This is a genomic window from Sphingopyxis panaciterrulae, assembly GCF_014199295.1.
Classification (GTDB): Bacteria; Pseudomonadota; Alphaproteobacteria; order Sphingomonadales; family Sphingomonadaceae; genus Sphingopyxis; species Sphingopyxis panaciterrulae.
Window position 1 is genome coordinate 1 of sequence record NZ_JACIJH010000023.1, and the last position, 16,384, is coordinate 16,384.

Consider the following 16,384-nt stretch of genomic DNA (forward strand, 5'->3'; position numbering starts at 1 on the left):
ACCTCATGGGCGCCATCACGCTCCTCGCATCAAACGCCGCTCAAATGATGACCGGTACCAGCATCATAATCGATGCAGGATGGACCGCGGATTAGCCCTGCAGATAGCGGGACAGGACGTCGCGCTGCGGCTCGTCGCGCTGGCGGGCGGCGATCTTTTCCGGCGACAGCCATTCGAACACCGCGCCATGTTCGTCATTGGTCTCGAAAATGTCGCAGGCCCAGTCGGCGAGCGTTTCGACATGGTCGCCGATGACGTTGACCCAGCGTTCGCGCGCCGCGCGTTCCAACCCGTGGGGCAGGCGCGCATGTTCGCGCAGGAAGCCGTCGGTCATGACCAGGCCGGGGCTGATCGCACCGACGAGGACGGGAAGGCCGCGCACTTCCCCGACCAGCGACTGGGTCAGGAACTGCACCGCGCGCTTGGTGGTCGAATAGCCGATCATATGGTCGATCGGGCGCCCGTCGGACCCCGCGCCGAACACATTGTAGATCGCGCCGCCCGCCGCGCGCATTCCCTGCAACGCGACCTGACAGCCGTGCATGGTGCCCAGCACGTTGACCTCCAGCATCCGGCGGAAATCGGCCGACGGCAGATCGATCAGCGTCGCGCCGGTCAGCGCAAGGCCGGCGTTGTTGATCCACAGGTCGACGCCGCCGAAGCGGTCGGCCGCGCGGTCCCACAGCGCCTGCACCTGCGCGAGGTCGGTCACGTCGCAGCCGAAGCCCGCGGCGCCCTCGCCCAGCTCGCGCGCCGCCGATGCGCTGTCCTCCCCGTTCGGCGACACGATCGCGACGCGGTGGCCGCGCGCCAGCAATTCGGTCGCCAATCCCCGGCCCAGCCCCTTGGTGCTGCCGGTCACCACCGCCACCTTGCTCATCGTTCCGTCATCTCCGAAAGCATCATCAGATATAGGTCCAGCCGCGGAACCCGGCCCCGGCGCGCCGCGGCGGCAGCACCCCGTCCAGTCCCGCCTCGTCGATCAGTTCGGCCAGCACCGTCTGCGCCTCGACCATCGCCGCTTCCTCGTCGATCAGCGTCGACCGCCCGCCTTCGAGCAGCTTGCGGCCCGCGACGAAGACCGTGTCGACATTCAGCGTCGACCCCGCCCAGACGAGCGCCCCGATCAGGCGGCGATCCTTCGCGGTCGGCTGCGTCGCGGCATGCGCCATGTCGACCATCACGCAGTCCGCCGCCTTGCCGACCTCGATCGCGCCGGTCTGGTCCTCCATGAACAGCGCGCGCGCGCCGCCCAGCGTCGCCATTTCCAGCATCCGCTCCGCCACCGCCCAATGGGCCTTTTCGGGCGGCGGCCGGCCGTCAGCGCGTTCCTTCTTCACCGCGATGTTCTGCGCCAATATGGCGAGGCGCATCGCCTCGAACGGGCTTTGGCAATCGCTGACCAGCGGGGCATCGGTGCCGATTCCCGGCAGGATCCCGTGGCGCAGGAAATCGTGGATATGAAGGCCGGTGCCGTCGAAGAAGCGCAGGATCGGCACCACGGCGACGCGCGCGTCGTGCCGCGCCAGCAGTTCATATTCGTGCGGCAGGACGGACACCGCCTTTCCGGCATAGACCGGCCGGTCGAGCAGTCCGAAATCGCGATAATAGTCGACCTGCCCGCCGGCATAGCCCCGCGCGCGCAGCGCAGCGCCCCGGCTGTTGTCGGTCATGTCGACATCGACCCGCATGCCGATGGCCGCGGCGCCATCGACGATCCGGCGCATGTCGTCGGGGTCTTGCAGGAACTGGAAGTTCAGAAACCCCGCCGCGACCTCGATCCGATCGGAGGCGAAGCCGCCGCGCAGCCGTTCCGCCTCGGCCAGCCCCGCCTCGACCGTTTCACGGCCCGATTCGGGAATGCGCTCGGCATTGACGATGCAGCGGCACAGGAAGCCGCGCATTCCCGAATCGGCCACCGCGGCCCAGGAGCCGTCTGCGCTGTCCCTGCGGATATTGGTGAAATGCTCGTCGTGGGTCGCGGTATAGCCGGCCTTCAGCATGTCGAGCATGTGCAGCCGGGTCAGGACATAGGCGCGCTCGGCATCGATCCGCCCGGTCAGACCGTGAAGCTGTTCGAGCAGCACGGCAACCGCCGCCGGAATGTCGAGCACTGGCCAGCGGTCGTCATTATAGCCGCGAAAGGCGATCTGGATCAGATGGTTATGGGCGTTCGCCATGCCCGGCATGACGATCCGCCCCCGGGCGCGGATCACCTCGCGGGCCGTGACGGCGCAACCGGCCATCGGGCCGGCCGCGACGACCCTGCCCTTGTCGAACGCGACATAGCCGTCGGTGAAGACGCGCCTTTGCGCGTCCATCGTCACCACATAGGCGTCGCGGATCAGCGTATCGACCGTCTCGGGCTGCATCGGCCCGGCCTTATTGCCCCGCCGCCGCCGGGCGCGGCGGCATCGCGCGCGCCATGCCGCCGAACACCTTCCACACCCCGTCTTCGCGTACCCAGGTATGCGTCACCTCGAACCGGTCGTCGGCGGGCGTGCCGTCCGACCGGCGCGTGCGGTGGGTGTTGTAATAGATGACCGCCGTATCACCGTTCATGGCGAAGCCCGCCAAGGTCATCTGCAACCGTTCCTGGTCCTTGCCCTCGAGCATCTTGCCCGTCTTGCGGAGTCCGTCATTGCCCTCGGGCTGGGCACGCAGCGGCGACCAGGCGAGATAATCGGTCGCGGTGTTGGAAAGATAGGCGCCGATGTCGCCGCGGCCGCGCGCGGCATAGATCGCCTGCTCCTTCTCCCAGATCTCGGCCTGCGCCGCCGCCTTGTCCTTGGGTGTCGGGACCGTCGGCGTTTCGGCGTGGCAGGCGGCCGAGGCGAGCGCGGCGCCCACGCCGGCCGTAAGCAAGAGGCTGCGAAGGATCATGATCTATACTCCCGTCTGTCGCGCCACCTTAGCTGGCGGGGCAGCGGCGCAATCCGTCTTCGCGCCGAATATCCACCCAGCGGACAAACGCCCGCTCCCCGCTTCTCCGCCGCGCGCCCTCCGGCAAGACGAAGCCGACAGGGAGGCCATCATGGCGGATCACGCTTTCATCCTGACCACCGTCGAGGTGCGCGACGCGCAGGCCTTCGCGGCCTATCGCGCGGCGATCGCGGGGCTCAACGACCGCATCGGAGGCACCATGCTGGTGCGCGGCAAGGCGCTGGAAATGCTGGAAGGCGACGGCGAAGCGGGCGAGGTGGTGATCGTCATCGGCTTTTCCGATGTCGACGCCGCCCGCGCCTATATCGCGTCGCCCGAATATCAGGCGGCCCGCCCCCTGCGCGAAGCGGCAGGCCGGTTCCGGATCAGACTGGTCGGTTAGCCGGCGCGTCCGGCTTGCGCGCGCGCGTGATCCACGGATAGCCGTCGGGGCCGATCGCATAGGCCTCGACATCGGTGAAACCCGCCTTCTCCAGTTCTTCCCCCCAATCGGCGAGGCACGACGCGGTGAAGAAGGGTTCTTCGCGATGGTCGGTATCCCACTCCAGGATCACGGCATGAAAGATGTCGACGGCGCGAAAGGGAGGCGGATCGCTCAACACGATGTCGCCGCCCGGCTTCATGATCCGGAACATCTCGCGAAACAGCGCGGCATTCTCCTTGGGCGGCAGCTCGTGATGCAGGGCATAGGTCACGACCGCGTCGACGCTTTCGTCGGGCTCGCCGGTGGCAGTGGCGTCGCGCTGCTTCAGCTCGACCTTCAACCCCTGCCGCTCGGCCAGCATATGGCCGTTGCGCAGCAGCAGCGGCGACAGGTCGCACCCGGCCAGTTCGGCCTCGGGGTGGACGGTCGCGATGGCACGGAAGGTCGATACGCCGCCGCAGCCGGGTTCGTAAATGCGGGCATAATCGTTCCGCGGTAATTGCCGGACTGCGGCGACGCGCTGGGCGGTGATGTCCGCGCCCGCGCCGACCGCCGCATAGCCGCCATGCCGGAACACGTGCGGCCCGACCGCGAAGGCGAACAGCGGGCCGTACAGATCATAGCCGTCCCAGCCACCCGGTTCGAGGTGCCATTCGGTCTGCGCATGATAGGCGGGCGCCTCGATCGCGGGGTCGAGCTCCAGGCTACCCACCGCCTCGCGGTCCGCGGCGATGAAGCCGGTGAACATCGCGCGACGCTCCTCGACGGCCGGGATGCCGCGATTGAAATTCTCCTCGGCCACATGGCGCTGCAGGAACCGCTCGAGCCGGAACATCGGATCCGAATAGGCAATCGTCTTCGCCCGCTTGACCCGGTCGTGGACCGCCGCGCGCTCGGCGTTTCCCTGCCGATGCTCCGCGATCAATGCCTGTCCCGCCTCGCTTTCATCGAAACAGGTTCGGGCGGCCTCGCGCATTTTCGTCGAGGAGAATTTCTGGATCGAACCGAGCATCTGCATCCCGGCCCTGCCGTTCTGGGTCAGCCCGAAAGCCGGCTGCGCGCCAGTGGGGGCCGCGTTCGTGAAAAAGGTCATCCTCAACTCTCCCTGATCGGTCCATGCGCAGGATAAAGTGTGTTCTCATGAGATTTCAAACTGGATATAATCCTGTTTCAATGATATTTTCTCATGTCAAATCGTCAGTGAAAGCGGCCGCGGCATGGAAATGCAGCATCTCCACCATTTCATCGTTACCGCGCGCCTCGGCAGCGTCGGCAAGGCGGCCGCCGAACTGAACCTGTCCCAATCGGGAGTCAGCCGCTCGATCCGCACGCTCGAGGACCTGCTCGGCCTGCCGCTGTTCAAGCGCGAGGCGCGCGGCGTCACCCTGACCGAGTTCGGGCAGCAATTGCTCCCGCGCGCGCAGGGCATCTGGAACGCGCGGGCACGCACGCTGAACGAGATGATGGCCTATAAGGCGATGAAGAGCGGTCATGTCGAGATCGGCCTCCACAGCGTCTTCGCTTATGCGCTCGCGGGCGGGACGCTCGCCGATTTCGCGAAGGAGCATCGCAACGTCGACATGACCGCAGTAACCCGATCCGATCCGGAATTGAGTCGACGGCTGGTGAAGGAAGAGCTGGATTTCGCCTTCACCCTGTTCGTCCCCGGCTTTCGTGACCCGCGCCTGGTCTATGAAACCCTGTTCGTGATGCCGTGCAGCACCTATGCGGGGCGCGGTCACCCACTGGCAGACGCCACGAATGTCGATATCGAGACGCTGGCCGAATGGGATTGGGCGTTGGCGGGCAGCAGCGCGCTGCGCGACACCTTTTCCGCCTTCTTCACTGAGCGCGGCATCGTCCCGCCCGGCCGGCTGGTGCAGTCGAGCTCGATCGCGCTGCTCGCGGACATGCTCAGCCGCAACGAGCTGCTGACGGTGCTCCCCGATCCGGTTGCGCAGGCGCCGCTGCTCGCCGAGCATTTCGTGCGGATCGATGCGATCGAAACGCCGGCGAGCGAACCCGACGGCGGCCTGATCTATCGTCCCGACATCGTCCGCACCCCGGCGGTCGGCGCGCTGATGGACCGGTTCCGCCTGCTCGCCGCCCGCATCGGGACGCCGCCTCAGCCGGGCTTGCGCGCCAGCGTGACCCAGGGATAGCTGTCGGGGCCGATCGCATAAGCCTTTACGTCGGCGAAGCCGATCCTCGCCATTTCGGCGCCCCAATCCGACGCCCCCGCTTCCGAGAAGAAGGGCTCGGCGCGATGCTCGGTATCCCAGTCGAGCAGTACCGCATGGAAGGGGTCGATCGCACGGAACGGCGGCGGATCGGACAGCACGATATCGCCGCCGGGCTTCAGGATGCGGAACATCTCGGTCAGCAGCGCGACATTGGCCGCGTGCGGCAATTCGTGATGCAGCGCGAAGGTGACGACCGCGTCCACGCTTTCATCCGGTTCGCGGGTATCGGTGGCGGCATCGCGCTGGCGCAGAGACGCCGGGATGCCCAGCTTGTCGGTCAGCCGCCGCGCTGCGCGCAATTGCTCGACCGAAAGGTCGCATGCAATCAGCTCGGCGTCGGGGAAGCTCTTGTGGATCGCGACCAGCGTCGACCCGTTGCCGCAGCCAGGCTCATAGATGCGGCGATAGTCCCGGCGCGGCAATTGCGCGACGACGTCCAGGCGATGCTGTCCGATATTGGCCCCGACCGGCGCTGCGGCGAAGCCGCCCAGCGCGAAGATCGGCTTGACGACGTGCAGGCCGTGCGGGCCATAGAGGTCATAACCGTCCCAGCCGCCCGGCCGCAGATGCCAGTCGCAATCGAAATAGTCGGGAATGGCGAGTTGCGGGTCGACCTCGATCCCGTCGTCGACCACCGAATCCGCCTCCGCCGCGAAGCGTGCGCGGCTCCGCTCGACCGCGGGAATGCCGAATTCATAGATCGACAGCGCGACATAGGCCTGGGTGAAGCGCTCCAGGCGATAGAGCGCTTGCCGCTCGGCGACGTCGCGGGCGCGGTCGACCCAGTCCATGATGCTGGCTCGATCCTCCCCTTCCGCTCCCGCGGCCAGGGCGGGCGCCTCGGCGCTCGCCTCGAATTGCTGACGCGCGGCGCGCCGGACGTGGTTGGAGGCGAATTTCTGCATTGCGCCGAGCATGTCGACGCCAGCCCGGCCGTGCTGGCCGAGCGCACTCACGGGGGCGTTGCGCGTCATGCCTCGGCCCTCGGGCGCTCCATTCCCGCGCGGGCGAGAATCTGGTCGACGCTGCGTTCGCGCGCCGCCAGCGGCGCGCCGATGACATTGGCGGCCATCCGGTCGCGGATCCGTTCGAGATCGGCCTCGAAATCCTCCGATGGGATATAATCGTCGACCTCGCCGGGCAGCACGATCTTCTTGTCCTCTAGAAGCTGCTCGAGCACCGCAACCCGGTCGCGCGTGATCCACAACTCGGTCAGCAGCGCGGTGACCATGCGCCCCAGATCGTCGATATTGTCGGGGCCGAGATAGGTGTTGGACATGATCTTCCTTCCGCATTTGCCCTGGCATGACTGCCCATGCCCCCGATATGCGCCCCGATCGTCGGGCAATTGAACGCTAGCGCGCCACCTTATCCGCCTGTTGGATAGACGAAGCATCGCGATGGGCAGCGACCGGAGCCGCTCTTACCCTCCGCCCATGACCCGGACCCGCAACCGATGACCGACGTCGCCCGTACCCCGGCGACGGATGCCGCAATGGACGCCCGAATCGGGCTGCTCGCCGTCGCCGGGGGCTTCGTCGCCGCCAACGGCCATTTCAACCAGCCGCTGCTGCCCGCCATCGCGCGCAGCTTCGGTGAGCCCGCCGCGGTGATGGGCGCCCTGCCCGCGATCACCCAGTTCGGCCTGGCGATCGGCCTGTTCACCGTCGTGCCGCTCTATGACCTGTTCGAGCGCCGGCGCATGATTGTCGCGACCCTGCTGCTGCTCGCCGCCGCGGCGGCAGCGCATTCGCTGGCGACCGATCTTCCGCTGCTGTGGGCGACCGCTTTCCTGATCGGACTCGGCTGCTGTTCGGCTCAGTTGATGACGCCCTACGCCGCGCTGCTCGCCCCACCGGGCCGCGAGGGGCGGGCCTCGTCGCTGGTGCTGTCGGGCATATTGACCGGGGTGCTGCTGTCGCGCGTCGTCGCGGGCTTCGTCGAACAGACGATCGGCTGGCGCTATCTCTATGGCGGGTCGGCGGTCTGCACCGCCCTCGTCGCGCTGGCCGTCGCGCGCGTTGGCACCCCCAGCCGGAACCCGGACGCGAGCAGCTATCCGATGCTGATGCGCTCGATGAAGGCGATGATCGCCGCGATGCCGCAGTTGCGCCGCCATGCCCTGAATGGCGCGATGACCTTTGGCGCGCTGATGCTGTTCTGGGGCACCTATGCCGGCCATGTGCAGCAAAGCTTTGGCTTCGGTCCGCTCGAAACCGGCCTGATCGGGCTGGTCGGCGTCGCCGGTGCGGCGGGCGCATCGTTTGCCGGACGATGGGTCGACGGCGGACGTTTTCGCCAGATCCAGATTGCCGCCGCGGTGCTGATGCTCGCCGGATATGGCTGCCTGTGGCTGGGCGCGGCGACGCTGCCCCTGTTCTGCATCGGCGTACTGCTGATCGACGTCGCCGGCGGGCTCAGCCACGCGGGCAACCAATCGTCGGCGTTCCGGATCGACCCCGCCGCGCGCGGCCGCATCAACAGCATCTACATGGTCGCCTATTTCCTGGGCGGCGCGGTCAGCGTCTCGGTCGCCACCCTCGCCTATCTCATCGGCGGATGGCCCGCGATCTGCGCTTTGGGTATAGCGATGGCACTCGGCCTTCTGGGACTCGAATTTCTGAAACCGGTGGCCGCCCTCAGGCGCATGGAAACCAATGGATAGAGGCATCCCGATCCGATCGCTGAGCCGCGGCATCGCGGTACTGAAGGCGATCAACCTCAACGGATCGATGACGATCATGGAGATCTGTGAAGCCTGCGCCATGCCCTATGCGACGACCTCGCGCATCGTCCAGACCCTGGTGTTCGAGGGGCTGATCGCCCGCGATCCCGGGCGCAAGCGCTATCGCGCCACCGGCCTGGTCCGCGCGCTGGCGCAGGGGTTCCAGGGTTCGGGCCGACTCGCTACCGCTGCGCGGCCGCATATTCTCGACCTGACGCGCCGCATCGGCTGGCCGGTGTCGATCACGACGCGTATCGGCCCCGACATGGTGGTCGAGGTGTCGACCCACGATCACACGACCATGGCCTTTTCCAGCCCCGATCCGGGCTACAGCCTGCCGATCCTCGAATGCGCGGCGGGCATCGCCTATCTCAGCAGCCTGCCCGAGGCGCAGTTTCAGGACGTGATCGCCGGCCTGCGTGCGATGGAACTGCCCAATTCGCGGCACGCGCTCGACCTGATCGCCCATGGCGACCTGCGCCAGCAGGTTCGCGCCCACGGCTTCGCGACGCGCAGCAACGTGCCCTACACCCGCCATCCGGGCCGCACTTCGGGAATCGCCCTGCCCCTGTTCGACGGCGGCGAACCGATCGGCGCGATGACGGTGATCTATTTCGCGACGGCGATGCGAATGGCGGAGGCGGTTAACCGCCTGCTTCCCGACATGCGCGACACGGCGCGGGCGATCGAGGCGAGCCTCGCGGACCTGCCCCACCCCTGACGCCCGCGGTTCCGGCGCGATCAGTCCGCCGGCGCGCCGGACAGCTTGTCCTCGCTCAGGTCGTAATATTTCAGCGCGACGCAGCTCAGGCCGAGCAGGATCATCGGGCCGATCGACGCGAGGAAATAGATCGCGTCGATCGCCGATTGAGGCTGGACGACGGCGGTGCCGCTGGTCGCCTTGATATAACCCGACGCGCCGAGCAGCAGACCGGTGAGCCCCGCGCCGATCGCATAGGCGAGCTTCTCGACGATCGTATAGACCGCCGACAACATCCCTTCGCGGCGCATCCCGGTGCGGCGATAGTCCCATTCCATCGTGTCGGGCAGCAGCGACTGGCCGAACAGCAGCACCGCGCCCGCGGTCACGCCCAGCCCGACCGCGCGCCCGAAGGTCAGATAGAGCGGCTCGCCGGTCTCGACGAAATACCAGCTCACATACATGAGCGCATAGACGCCGCTGGCGATCAGATAGATTTTGCGCTTGCCCGCCTTTCGGCCAAGCCGCACCCAAAGCTGCTGCGAGAGCATCATCGAGCTATAGAAAACCAGGAAATAGAGGCCGAGCATCGTGTCGGTGAAATGCAGGATCTGCTTGAACAGGAACGGCATCGCCGCCTGCGTCACCGCCAGCGCGGTCAGTTGCAGCAGCTTGATGACCAGCAGCAGCACGAACGGCTTGTTGCCGGCCAGCAGCTTCATCTTCTCGACGAGCCCCAGGCGCACATGATCGCTACCGTAGTGAAAGGGCGCGCTGGCCGTGGTCCGGAAGCAGAAGAGCGTGCCGGCGATGGCAAGCGCGGCGACGAACAGCGACATCATCGTATGGCCGGTCTGACCGCCGCCACCGCGGGCGATCAGCACCGGGCCGATAAACGTCGCCACCAGGCTGGCCAGCCCGACCGCATAGACGCGGAACGAGATCAGGCGCGACCGCTCGTGATAGTCGGAGGTCATTTCCGCCGGCATCGCCATATAGGGCACGCTGAACACCGCATAGGCCGTGGAGTAGAAGAGGAGGCCGATGATCGTGTAGATCACCGCGGCCGTGGCCGTCAGGCCGGTCGGCACGTTGAACAGGATCAGCGCCGATACGGCCAGCATCACCCCGCCCGCCAGGACGAAGGGACGGCGGCGACCGTGCCGCGACTTCGACCGATCGCTGAACGATCCGACAATCGGGTCGATCAGCGCGTCATAGAGCTTGGACAGCGCCATCAGCGATCCCGCCAGCGCCGCGCCGATCCCGACATAGTCGACCAGATAACGCAGCAGCAGCACGTTGACCGAATTGAACAGCGCCGCGACCGCGAGCGTGCCCGCGCCCCAGCCGACGCAGGTCATCAGAGGCAGCTTGTCTCCCCCGCCCTTGCCCGAACCCGTGTTCGCGTCGTTCGCGGCGCTCGTCATATAATATTTCCCTCGATCGACCCTAATCGGCGGCACTCTTCCCCAGCGGTGCGGGGATACCAACGGCTTACCCCGATTTGTCCACCAGGCGGATAAAAAGCGTCGATCAGCGGATAGCGGACATCACTGCCCACGACCGGAACACGCCCTTCGACGTCGCGCCGAAACCCGCATTGCCGCGCGCGGCAGCATCGGTGGCATCCTGATATCCGACCGCGATGTCGCGGAATCCCGCCTGCCCCAGCAAGGCGACGTAATCGGCGCTGGTCGCCGCCTTCCAATTGGGTTCGTTGTTGTAACGCGCCTCGATCTCGCCGCGCACCTGTCCCCACAGGTCCATCTCGGCATAGCGCTGCGGCACTTCCAGATGCAGCACGACACCGCCCGGTCGCAGCAGCCGATGGCATTCATCCATCATCGCGCCGATGGTCCCGGGTTGCAGTTCGTGGATGGTCACGCAGGAAAAAACGAGGTCGAACGACTCATCGGGGAATGGCGCCGCGAGCGCATCGCCGAGCCGCAGATGCACCGCCGCGCCCAGATGCGCGGCGCGGGCATGGGCATAGCGGAGCTGCGCGGCCCCGACGTCGATGCCATGCGCCTCCGCCCCGGGAAAATAGCCTGCCAGCGGCACGAGGCTCGCTCCGATTCCACAGCCGAGTTCCAGCAGGCGCTTCGGCGCGAAATCCGGGAAGCGATGAAACAGATGCGCCGCTGCGGTGTGCCCGCGCCGATCGTTCATCAGGCCGCCGTTGCGACCCAACATATAGACCGCGCCGCCGCGATCCATCAGCGCGCCCTGCGCGACGCCGCCGTCGTCGCCCACATATCCGCCGGGCATCAGATGGACGTCGTGATCCGCGAGATGGGATGGAATGACGAAATCGGGATCGACGGTGACCGACCCGATCGCCGGCGCGGCGGCGGCGCGCGCCTCGAGTTCCGCCGCCTGTCGGCGCACCGACGCGCCGACCACGTCCCACAGCAGTTCCTGCGATTCGCGCCGCAGCGCCGCCCAGTTCCGGAAGCTCGCGAGGCCGTGCAGCCGGTCGAATATTTCCTCGGCCCGCGCATTATGGCCTTCGCCGGGATCGAGCGCCGCCGCCGCCGCGCGCTGTCCTTCCTCCGCCGCACCCGCAACGAAGCCCTTGAGGTCCCGGACGAACAATTGCTCGGCCATCTCGTCATGGCTGGCGCCGGGCAGCATCGGATGGCTCATCGGCGGGGTTCCTCAAAGGCACGCGCGGTCCGCGCGGCGGCATCGCGGATCGGACGGAATATCCGGTCGATCAATGTCTGGCGGATCGTATCGCGTGCGCCCTGCGCCCGCTCGTCGGGAACGTAGCGATCGACCGCATCGGGCCCGAACAGCCCCGCAGCTTCGGCTAGCCGCTCGACCGTGTCGAGCCGTTCGCGGGTCACTGCCAGTTGCGCAGCGAGCGCCGTCACCATGCCGATCAGTTGGTCGTCGCTCTCGCGCATTCCTTCAATGGCATGGCGCGGCACCGCATGGGTCCGGGGCCTGGTGTCGCTCACGATCGGCGTCCCAGGAAATCGAGCATCGCCTGCGCGGTCTCGGCGGGCTTTTCCTGATGCACGAATGACCCGGCGCCGGCGATCTGGATGATCGTCGCATCGGGCCGCGCCTTGCGCCCGACTGCAACATAGCGGGTATAATAGCCACGATCGGCATAGATCAGCAAAGCCGGCGCGCTGGTTTGCGCCAGCAACGCCGCGGTATCGGTCAGCGCGACGCCGCGTTCCGACGGCCGCACCCAGCGATCGGCCTTGGCGCGGCTCGCATTCTGCTCCGCCTCGATCCGCGGATCGACGGTGCCGAAGCGCGAGACCTGCTCCATCGTGCGCGGCAGCGGGCGCCAGTCGTCGGTCCAGACGGCAGGGTCGCGCGCTTCCTCCACCGCGTCGAGCGCGGCGCGCGTCTGACCGGCGAACAGGCTGACGCTCGCCAGGATCACCCCCGCGACGCGCTCAGGATAGCGCGCCGCCATCGTCACCCCGATCACCCCGCCCAGCGAATTGCCGGCGACGGTGAAGCGGTCGACACCCAGGTCCGACAGCGCCGCCAGGATGATCGCGGCGCTCTCCGCCACTGTCTGCACATGCGGCGGCGGGCCGAGCCATTCCGACCCGCCATGCCCTGGAAGATCCATCGCGATCACGCGGTGCCGCGCGCCGATCAGCGGCGCGACATGGCGCCAGTCCGCGATCCAGCCGCCGACCTTGGGCAGCAGCACGACCGGCTTGCCCGCGTCCGGCCCAAGCGTGCGATATTGAATGACGCCCCCGGCACGCACGATCCGGCCGCCGCCGGTCCACGGCGCCTCGATACCCGCGCCATTATCCGCCGCTGCAAGGGCCGGGCCGGCGCTCGCCGCGGCCGACAGCATCGCCGCTCCCGCCACGAAATCCCGGCGTCCAACCGCCAGTCGTTCAATCATGCCCGTCTCCCTGCGCCGCCTGCCATGCCGCGACGCGTGCCGCGGCGTCGGCTCGGATATCGCCCCAGAAGAAGGCAATGTCATTCATGTGAAGATTGCCGCCCGGCAAGCGCTCGACGAAGAGACCGCGGCGCGGGATGACCCGCAGGACGCCCCCATCGCACCATGCGGTCAGCGCACCCGGAACCGGGCCGGGCAGAGGCCCTTCGGTCACGGGACCCGGCAGCGCGCCCTTGCCGGCCGGCCCCCGCACCGCGGGGCGGGCCAGCGAAAAGCTCAGCGGATTGACGCACAACAGCCGCTCGTCCCCGCCCGGCGCGCCATGGTCGGCGACCGATCGCGCGACATAGCCGCCCGTATCGGCGTCGGCGTCGAAACTGTTCCAGCTCGCCACGCAGCGCGTCTGGCCGGGAGCGGCGCAGGCGCCGATATCGGCGGGCAGCGCGCTCATCGGAATGCCAAGGCCGGGAAGATAGGCGATCACCAGACGCGCGGCGAGCGGAGTCCCGGCTATCTCCTCGCGGATCAGCCGCAGCCCGTGCAAGGCGCCCTGGCTGTGCCCCGCGATGATGAAGGGCCGGCCATGATTGTCGTGCGCGACATAGGACCGGAACGCGCGCAGCACATCGCCATAGGCCAGCGCATAGGCCTTTGCCCCATCGCCAAGCCGCTCCGCGAAGGCGCGCGACGACGCCTGGCGATAGCGCGGCATGAAGCGGCGGCAGCAGGCATCGAACAGGCTCGCCTGCCGCGCGGTGACGCTGAGGTCGGTCCACCGCCGGGTGGCAGCGTCGGCCATATCCTGGTTCCAGTCGGTGGAGCGAAAGGTCGTCGGCTGGATGTAGAAGACGTCGGCCGCGCGCCCGTCCGTCGCGGTTTCGCGCAACGCCCAGCTTTCGGCATCGGCATAATCGGGCGGTGCGGGGTGGACGGCGCGGTCGAAATCCTGCGCCGCAGCCCCGTCCCCGAACGCGACCAACGCCACGGGCAGAAGAACCGCCCTTATCCTGGCGCGGACGGCGCGGCGAGAGAAGAAGAACCTCACCGCGCCGACCGATCTCAGAACTTCATCTCGGCGGTCAGGCCGATCACCCGTCCATTGCCGACGAATCCGGTCGTGAAGGTCGTCGAGGGAAAGAATTCGGGCTCGGTGATCGCGCTGACGATATAGCGGGCATCGAACAGATTCTTCGCGAACAGCGAGATCTCGTAATTGTCCCTCACCCAGCCGACGCGGGTATTGACCAGCAATTGCTCGTCGGTTTCTTGCAATGCGATGGCCGAGGTCGGCTGTTCGGAGCGATAGGACAGGTCGCCGCGCAGATAGATTTCCGACGTCGCGAGCGGGATGGTGTAGGTGGTCGCCGCGACATATTGGTGGCGCGACGTGCGCGGGATCTGGAAACCGCTGATGTCGATGCCGGTGCCGGCCTGGACCAGACCGCAATCGGCCGCGGTCGGGCACTGGCGCGCCGAGCTGTAATCCACCGTGCCCTCGTCCCACTTGGGATCGTTATAGCTATAGGCGAAATTCAGGTCCCAATTGGTCGACGGCCGCACCGCGACGCCCACCTCGAAACCCTTGACCGTCGCCGAACCGGCGTTGGTTACCGGGTTGGTCTGCCCGACGATCGCCGACGGCACCGAAAGCTGCAGATCCTTCCAGTCGATATAATAGGCGCTGGCGTTGAGCGTGACGCGGCCGCCCAGAAACTCGTTCTTGGTGCCGATCTCGAACGTGGTGTTCTTTTCGGGACCGAACGCCTGCTCGGAAACAACGGCGGTGTTGTTGAAGCCGCCCGACTTGGTGCCGCTCCCGACAACGGCATAGAGCGACTTTCCGTCGGCCCAGCGCCAGTTGGCGGTGACGCGATAGGTGCCATAGGAAAAATCGGCCTCGGGCAGCAGCACCGCGCCGGTGATGTGGTTGGTCAGGCGCGAATCCTTGTCCTCCCACGTCCAGCGGCCCTGTGCCTCGATGTCGAAGCGATCGGTCAGCTTGAGGTCGACGAGGCCGAACACCGACTTCATCGTCGAATTCTCGATATTCTCGTTGTTCAGGCTCTTGCTCTGCTGATCGACGCCCAGTCCGACGATGCTGAGCTGGCTGGCCTTTCGGTCATAATAATAGCCGCCGAAGGCCCAGTCGAGAAAGCTGTTGCCAAAGGATTCGAGCCGCAGTTCCGAGCTCCACTCGCGCACCGGCCCGACGAACGGCTGGGTGAAGCGACGCGATGCGGTCGGCAGGGTGCCGCCGAAGGTGTTGAGGTGCTGGTCCTGCAGCGCGAACGCCTGATATTTGGCCCACGAGCCGGTATAGCGCAGGGTGACCGGCCCGAAGTCATAGGACAGGCGCCCGATCGCGAGATCGGTCTTGTGCGTCGAATAGGATGCAGGGTCGACGTTGACCTGATCGGGCGCGGTCAGCGTGCCGCAGAAATAGCGCCGGTCGCTGCCGCCGCGATTGACCATCGCCGACGTCGTGCCGCCGCAATTGTTGGTGAAGATATAGTTGGCGCTGCCATCCAGCCGGTCCTGATAATGATAATAGAAGGCGGAAGCCTCCAGCCCATCGACCGGCCGCCATTCCACCAGGCCCGACGCCGACCATTTATTGTCCCATCCGCCCAGCTTCGGGCCGTCGACCGCGTCGATGGTCCCGCCGAACTTCGAATAGCTGCCGACCGCCATCACGCGCAGCGTGTCGGTGATCGGAACCGAAATCTTGCCCGCGACCTCGTAAAGCCCGTCGGTGCCGACGCTCGCCTTGACCTGGCCGGTCAGATAGTCGGCGGGGCGGTCGAGAACATAATTGATCGCCCCCGCGAAGGCATTGTTGCCATAGAGCGCGCTCTGCGGTCCCTTGATCACCTCGACACGGGCGAGGTTGAACAGGTCGATATCGAGGTTCGACTTGGCGGATAGATAGACGCCGTCGAGGAACACGCCGACATTGTTGTCGAAGGTCGTGGGGGTGACGTTGGTCACGCCGCGCAGCGTCGGCGCGCCCAACCCGCCCGCGTTGCCGGAATTATAGCTGAGCCCGGGGGTCAGCCGCGCGACGTCGGCGATGCTCGTCGCGCTGGCGCGGGACAGATCCTCCTGCGCCGTGGCGCTGACCGCGGCCGGGATCGACTGCAGCGATTCCTCGCGGCGGCGGGCCGTCACCACGATCGCGCCTTCGCCCCCGTCATGCGCCGCGACGCCGGTCTCGGCAGCGGGAGCGCCTTCCTGCGCTACGGCGGGTTGGACCAGCGTCGCTGCCGCCAGGATGGTGCTGACCAGAAAAACCGACTTCATCTCAGATGCCCTTATCAAAATCCCGTTCACGGCACGGACCCGATCCGTCCCCTCAGGCGGATGTCATCCTGCTGTCATGAGACTCGCGACTCCAAAATGCGGGGACTGCCCAATAATCGCACTGCGATCATTTTGCAGAGTTGTTGCTGGCCTCGCGCCT

The 16,384-nt window shown here is 66.9% G+C and carries 16 protein-coding genes; 4 read left to right on the forward strand and 12 right to left on the reverse strand.

Annotated features, from left to right (window positions below; translation table 11 throughout):
* Positions 1-91: 91 nt before the first annotated feature.
* From FHR21_RS19835 to FHR21_RS19845, 3 genes are read right to left on the reverse strand one after another with little or no spacing between them, the layout of a single operon-like run.
* Complete coding sequence (locus FHR21_RS19835) at positions 92-880, reverse strand: SDR family oxidoreductase (protein ID WP_184101540.1); 789 nt, start codon at positions 878-880, stop codon at positions 92-94.
* A gap of 25 nt (positions 881-905) precedes the next feature.
* Positions 906-2,372 (reverse strand): amidohydrolase family protein, encoded by a 1,467-nt coding sequence (locus FHR21_RS19840; RefSeq protein ID WP_184101542.1) that lies wholly within the window; start codon positions 2,370-2,372, stop codon positions 906-908.
* A 10-nt stretch (positions 2,373-2,382) separates the two neighbouring features.
* A complete protein-coding gene (locus tag FHR21_RS19845) occupies positions 2,383-2,883 on the reverse strand; it encodes a DUF4440 domain-containing protein (protein WP_184101545.1) in 501 nt (166 codons plus the stop codon).
* Positions 2,884-3,034: 151 nt separating this feature from the next.
* Between FHR21_RS19845 and FHR21_RS19850 the strand changes: the two genes are divergently transcribed.
* The gene (locus tag FHR21_RS19850; RefSeq protein WP_184101547.1) at positions 3,035-3,325 is read left to right on the forward strand and encodes a DUF1330 domain-containing protein; all 291 of its coding nucleotides are present in this window, start codon (positions 3,035-3,037) and stop codon (positions 3,323-3,325) included.
* On the opposite strand, the gene FHR21_RS19855 is transcribed toward FHR21_RS19850, so the two are convergent.
* A complete protein-coding gene (locus FHR21_RS19855) occupies positions 3,309-4,460 on the reverse strand; it encodes a class I SAM-dependent methyltransferase (protein ID WP_184101549.1) in 1,152 nt (383 codons plus the stop codon). The two genes, FHR21_RS19850 and FHR21_RS19855, sit on opposite strands and share 17 nt — an antisense overlap.
* A 124-nt stretch (positions 4,461-4,584) precedes the next feature.
* Between FHR21_RS19855 and FHR21_RS19860 the strand changes: the two genes are divergently transcribed.
* On the forward strand, positions 4,585-5,529 hold the full coding sequence (locus FHR21_RS19860; RefSeq protein WP_184101551.1) for a LysR family transcriptional regulator: 945 nt from the start codon (positions 4,585-4,587) through the stop codon (positions 5,527-5,529).
* On the opposite strand, the gene FHR21_RS19865 is transcribed toward FHR21_RS19860, so the two are convergent.
* Both FHR21_RS19865 and FHR21_RS19870 read right to left on the reverse strand, forming a co-directional pair.
* Positions 5,493-6,584 carry a class I SAM-dependent methyltransferase gene (locus FHR21_RS19865; protein ID WP_184101553.1) on the reverse strand — a complete coding sequence of 364 codons (1,092 nt, stop codon included), beginning with the start codon at positions 6,582-6,584 and terminating at the stop codon, positions 5,493-5,495. The genes FHR21_RS19860 and FHR21_RS19865 overlap by 37 nt on opposite strands.
* Positions 6,581-6,889 (reverse strand): hypothetical protein, encoded by a 309-nt coding sequence (locus FHR21_RS19870; protein ID WP_184101555.1) that lies wholly within the window; start codon positions 6,887-6,889, stop codon positions 6,581-6,583. The genes FHR21_RS19865 and FHR21_RS19870 overlap by 4 nt, the downstream gene beginning before the upstream one ends.
* A gap of 177 nt (positions 6,890-7,066) precedes the next feature.
* On the opposite strand from FHR21_RS19870, the gene FHR21_RS19875 reads away from it, so the two are divergent.
* Complete coding sequence (locus tag FHR21_RS19875) at positions 7,067-8,275, forward strand: MFS transporter (RefSeq protein WP_184101557.1); 1,209 nt, start codon at positions 7,067-7,069, stop codon at positions 8,273-8,275.
* The gene (locus FHR21_RS19880; protein WP_184101558.1) at positions 8,268-9,056 is read left to right on the forward strand and encodes a helix-turn-helix domain-containing protein; all 789 of its coding nucleotides are present in this window, start codon (positions 8,268-8,270) and stop codon (positions 9,054-9,056) included. The genes FHR21_RS19875 and FHR21_RS19880 overlap by 8 nt, the downstream gene beginning before the upstream one ends.
* A 20-nt stretch (positions 9,057-9,076) precedes the next feature.
* Here the strand turns inward: FHR21_RS19880 and FHR21_RS19885 are convergent, their stop codons facing one another.
* From FHR21_RS19885 to FHR21_RS19910, 6 genes are all read right to left on the reverse strand, one after another.
* Positions 9,077-10,465 carry an MFS transporter gene (locus FHR21_RS19885; protein WP_184101560.1) on the reverse strand — a complete coding sequence of 463 codons (1,389 nt, stop codon included), beginning with the start codon at positions 10,463-10,465 and terminating at the stop codon, positions 9,077-9,079.
* A 106-nt stretch (positions 10,466-10,571) separates the two neighbouring features.
* Positions 10,572-11,684 carry a class I SAM-dependent methyltransferase gene (locus FHR21_RS19890; RefSeq protein WP_184101562.1) on the reverse strand — a complete coding sequence of 371 codons (1,113 nt, stop codon included), beginning with the start codon at positions 11,682-11,684 and terminating at the stop codon, positions 10,572-10,574.
* Positions 11,681-12,001 carry a hypothetical protein gene (locus FHR21_RS19895; RefSeq protein WP_184101564.1) on the reverse strand — a complete coding sequence of 107 codons (321 nt, stop codon included), beginning with the start codon at positions 11,999-12,001 and terminating at the stop codon, positions 11,681-11,683. The genes FHR21_RS19890 and FHR21_RS19895 overlap by 4 nt, the downstream gene beginning before the upstream one ends.
* Positions 11,998-12,924 carry an alpha/beta fold hydrolase gene (locus FHR21_RS19900; RefSeq protein WP_184101566.1) on the reverse strand — a complete coding sequence of 309 codons (927 nt, stop codon included), beginning with the start codon at positions 12,922-12,924 and terminating at the stop codon, positions 11,998-12,000. The genes FHR21_RS19895 and FHR21_RS19900 overlap by 4 nt, the downstream gene beginning before the upstream one ends.
* Entirely contained in the window at positions 12,917-13,909 is a 993-nt protein-coding gene (locus FHR21_RS19905) for a DUF3089 domain-containing protein (RefSeq protein ID WP_184101568.1), read from the reverse strand. The genes FHR21_RS19900 and FHR21_RS19905 overlap by 8 nt, the downstream gene beginning before the upstream one ends.
* 74 nt (positions 13,910-13,983) lie before the next feature.
* The gene (locus FHR21_RS19910) at positions 13,984-16,224 is read right to left on the reverse strand and encodes a TonB-dependent receptor (protein ID WP_184101570.1); all 2,241 of its coding nucleotides are present in this window, start codon (positions 16,222-16,224) and stop codon (positions 13,984-13,986) included.
* Positions 16,225-16,384 lie beyond the last annotated feature (160 nt).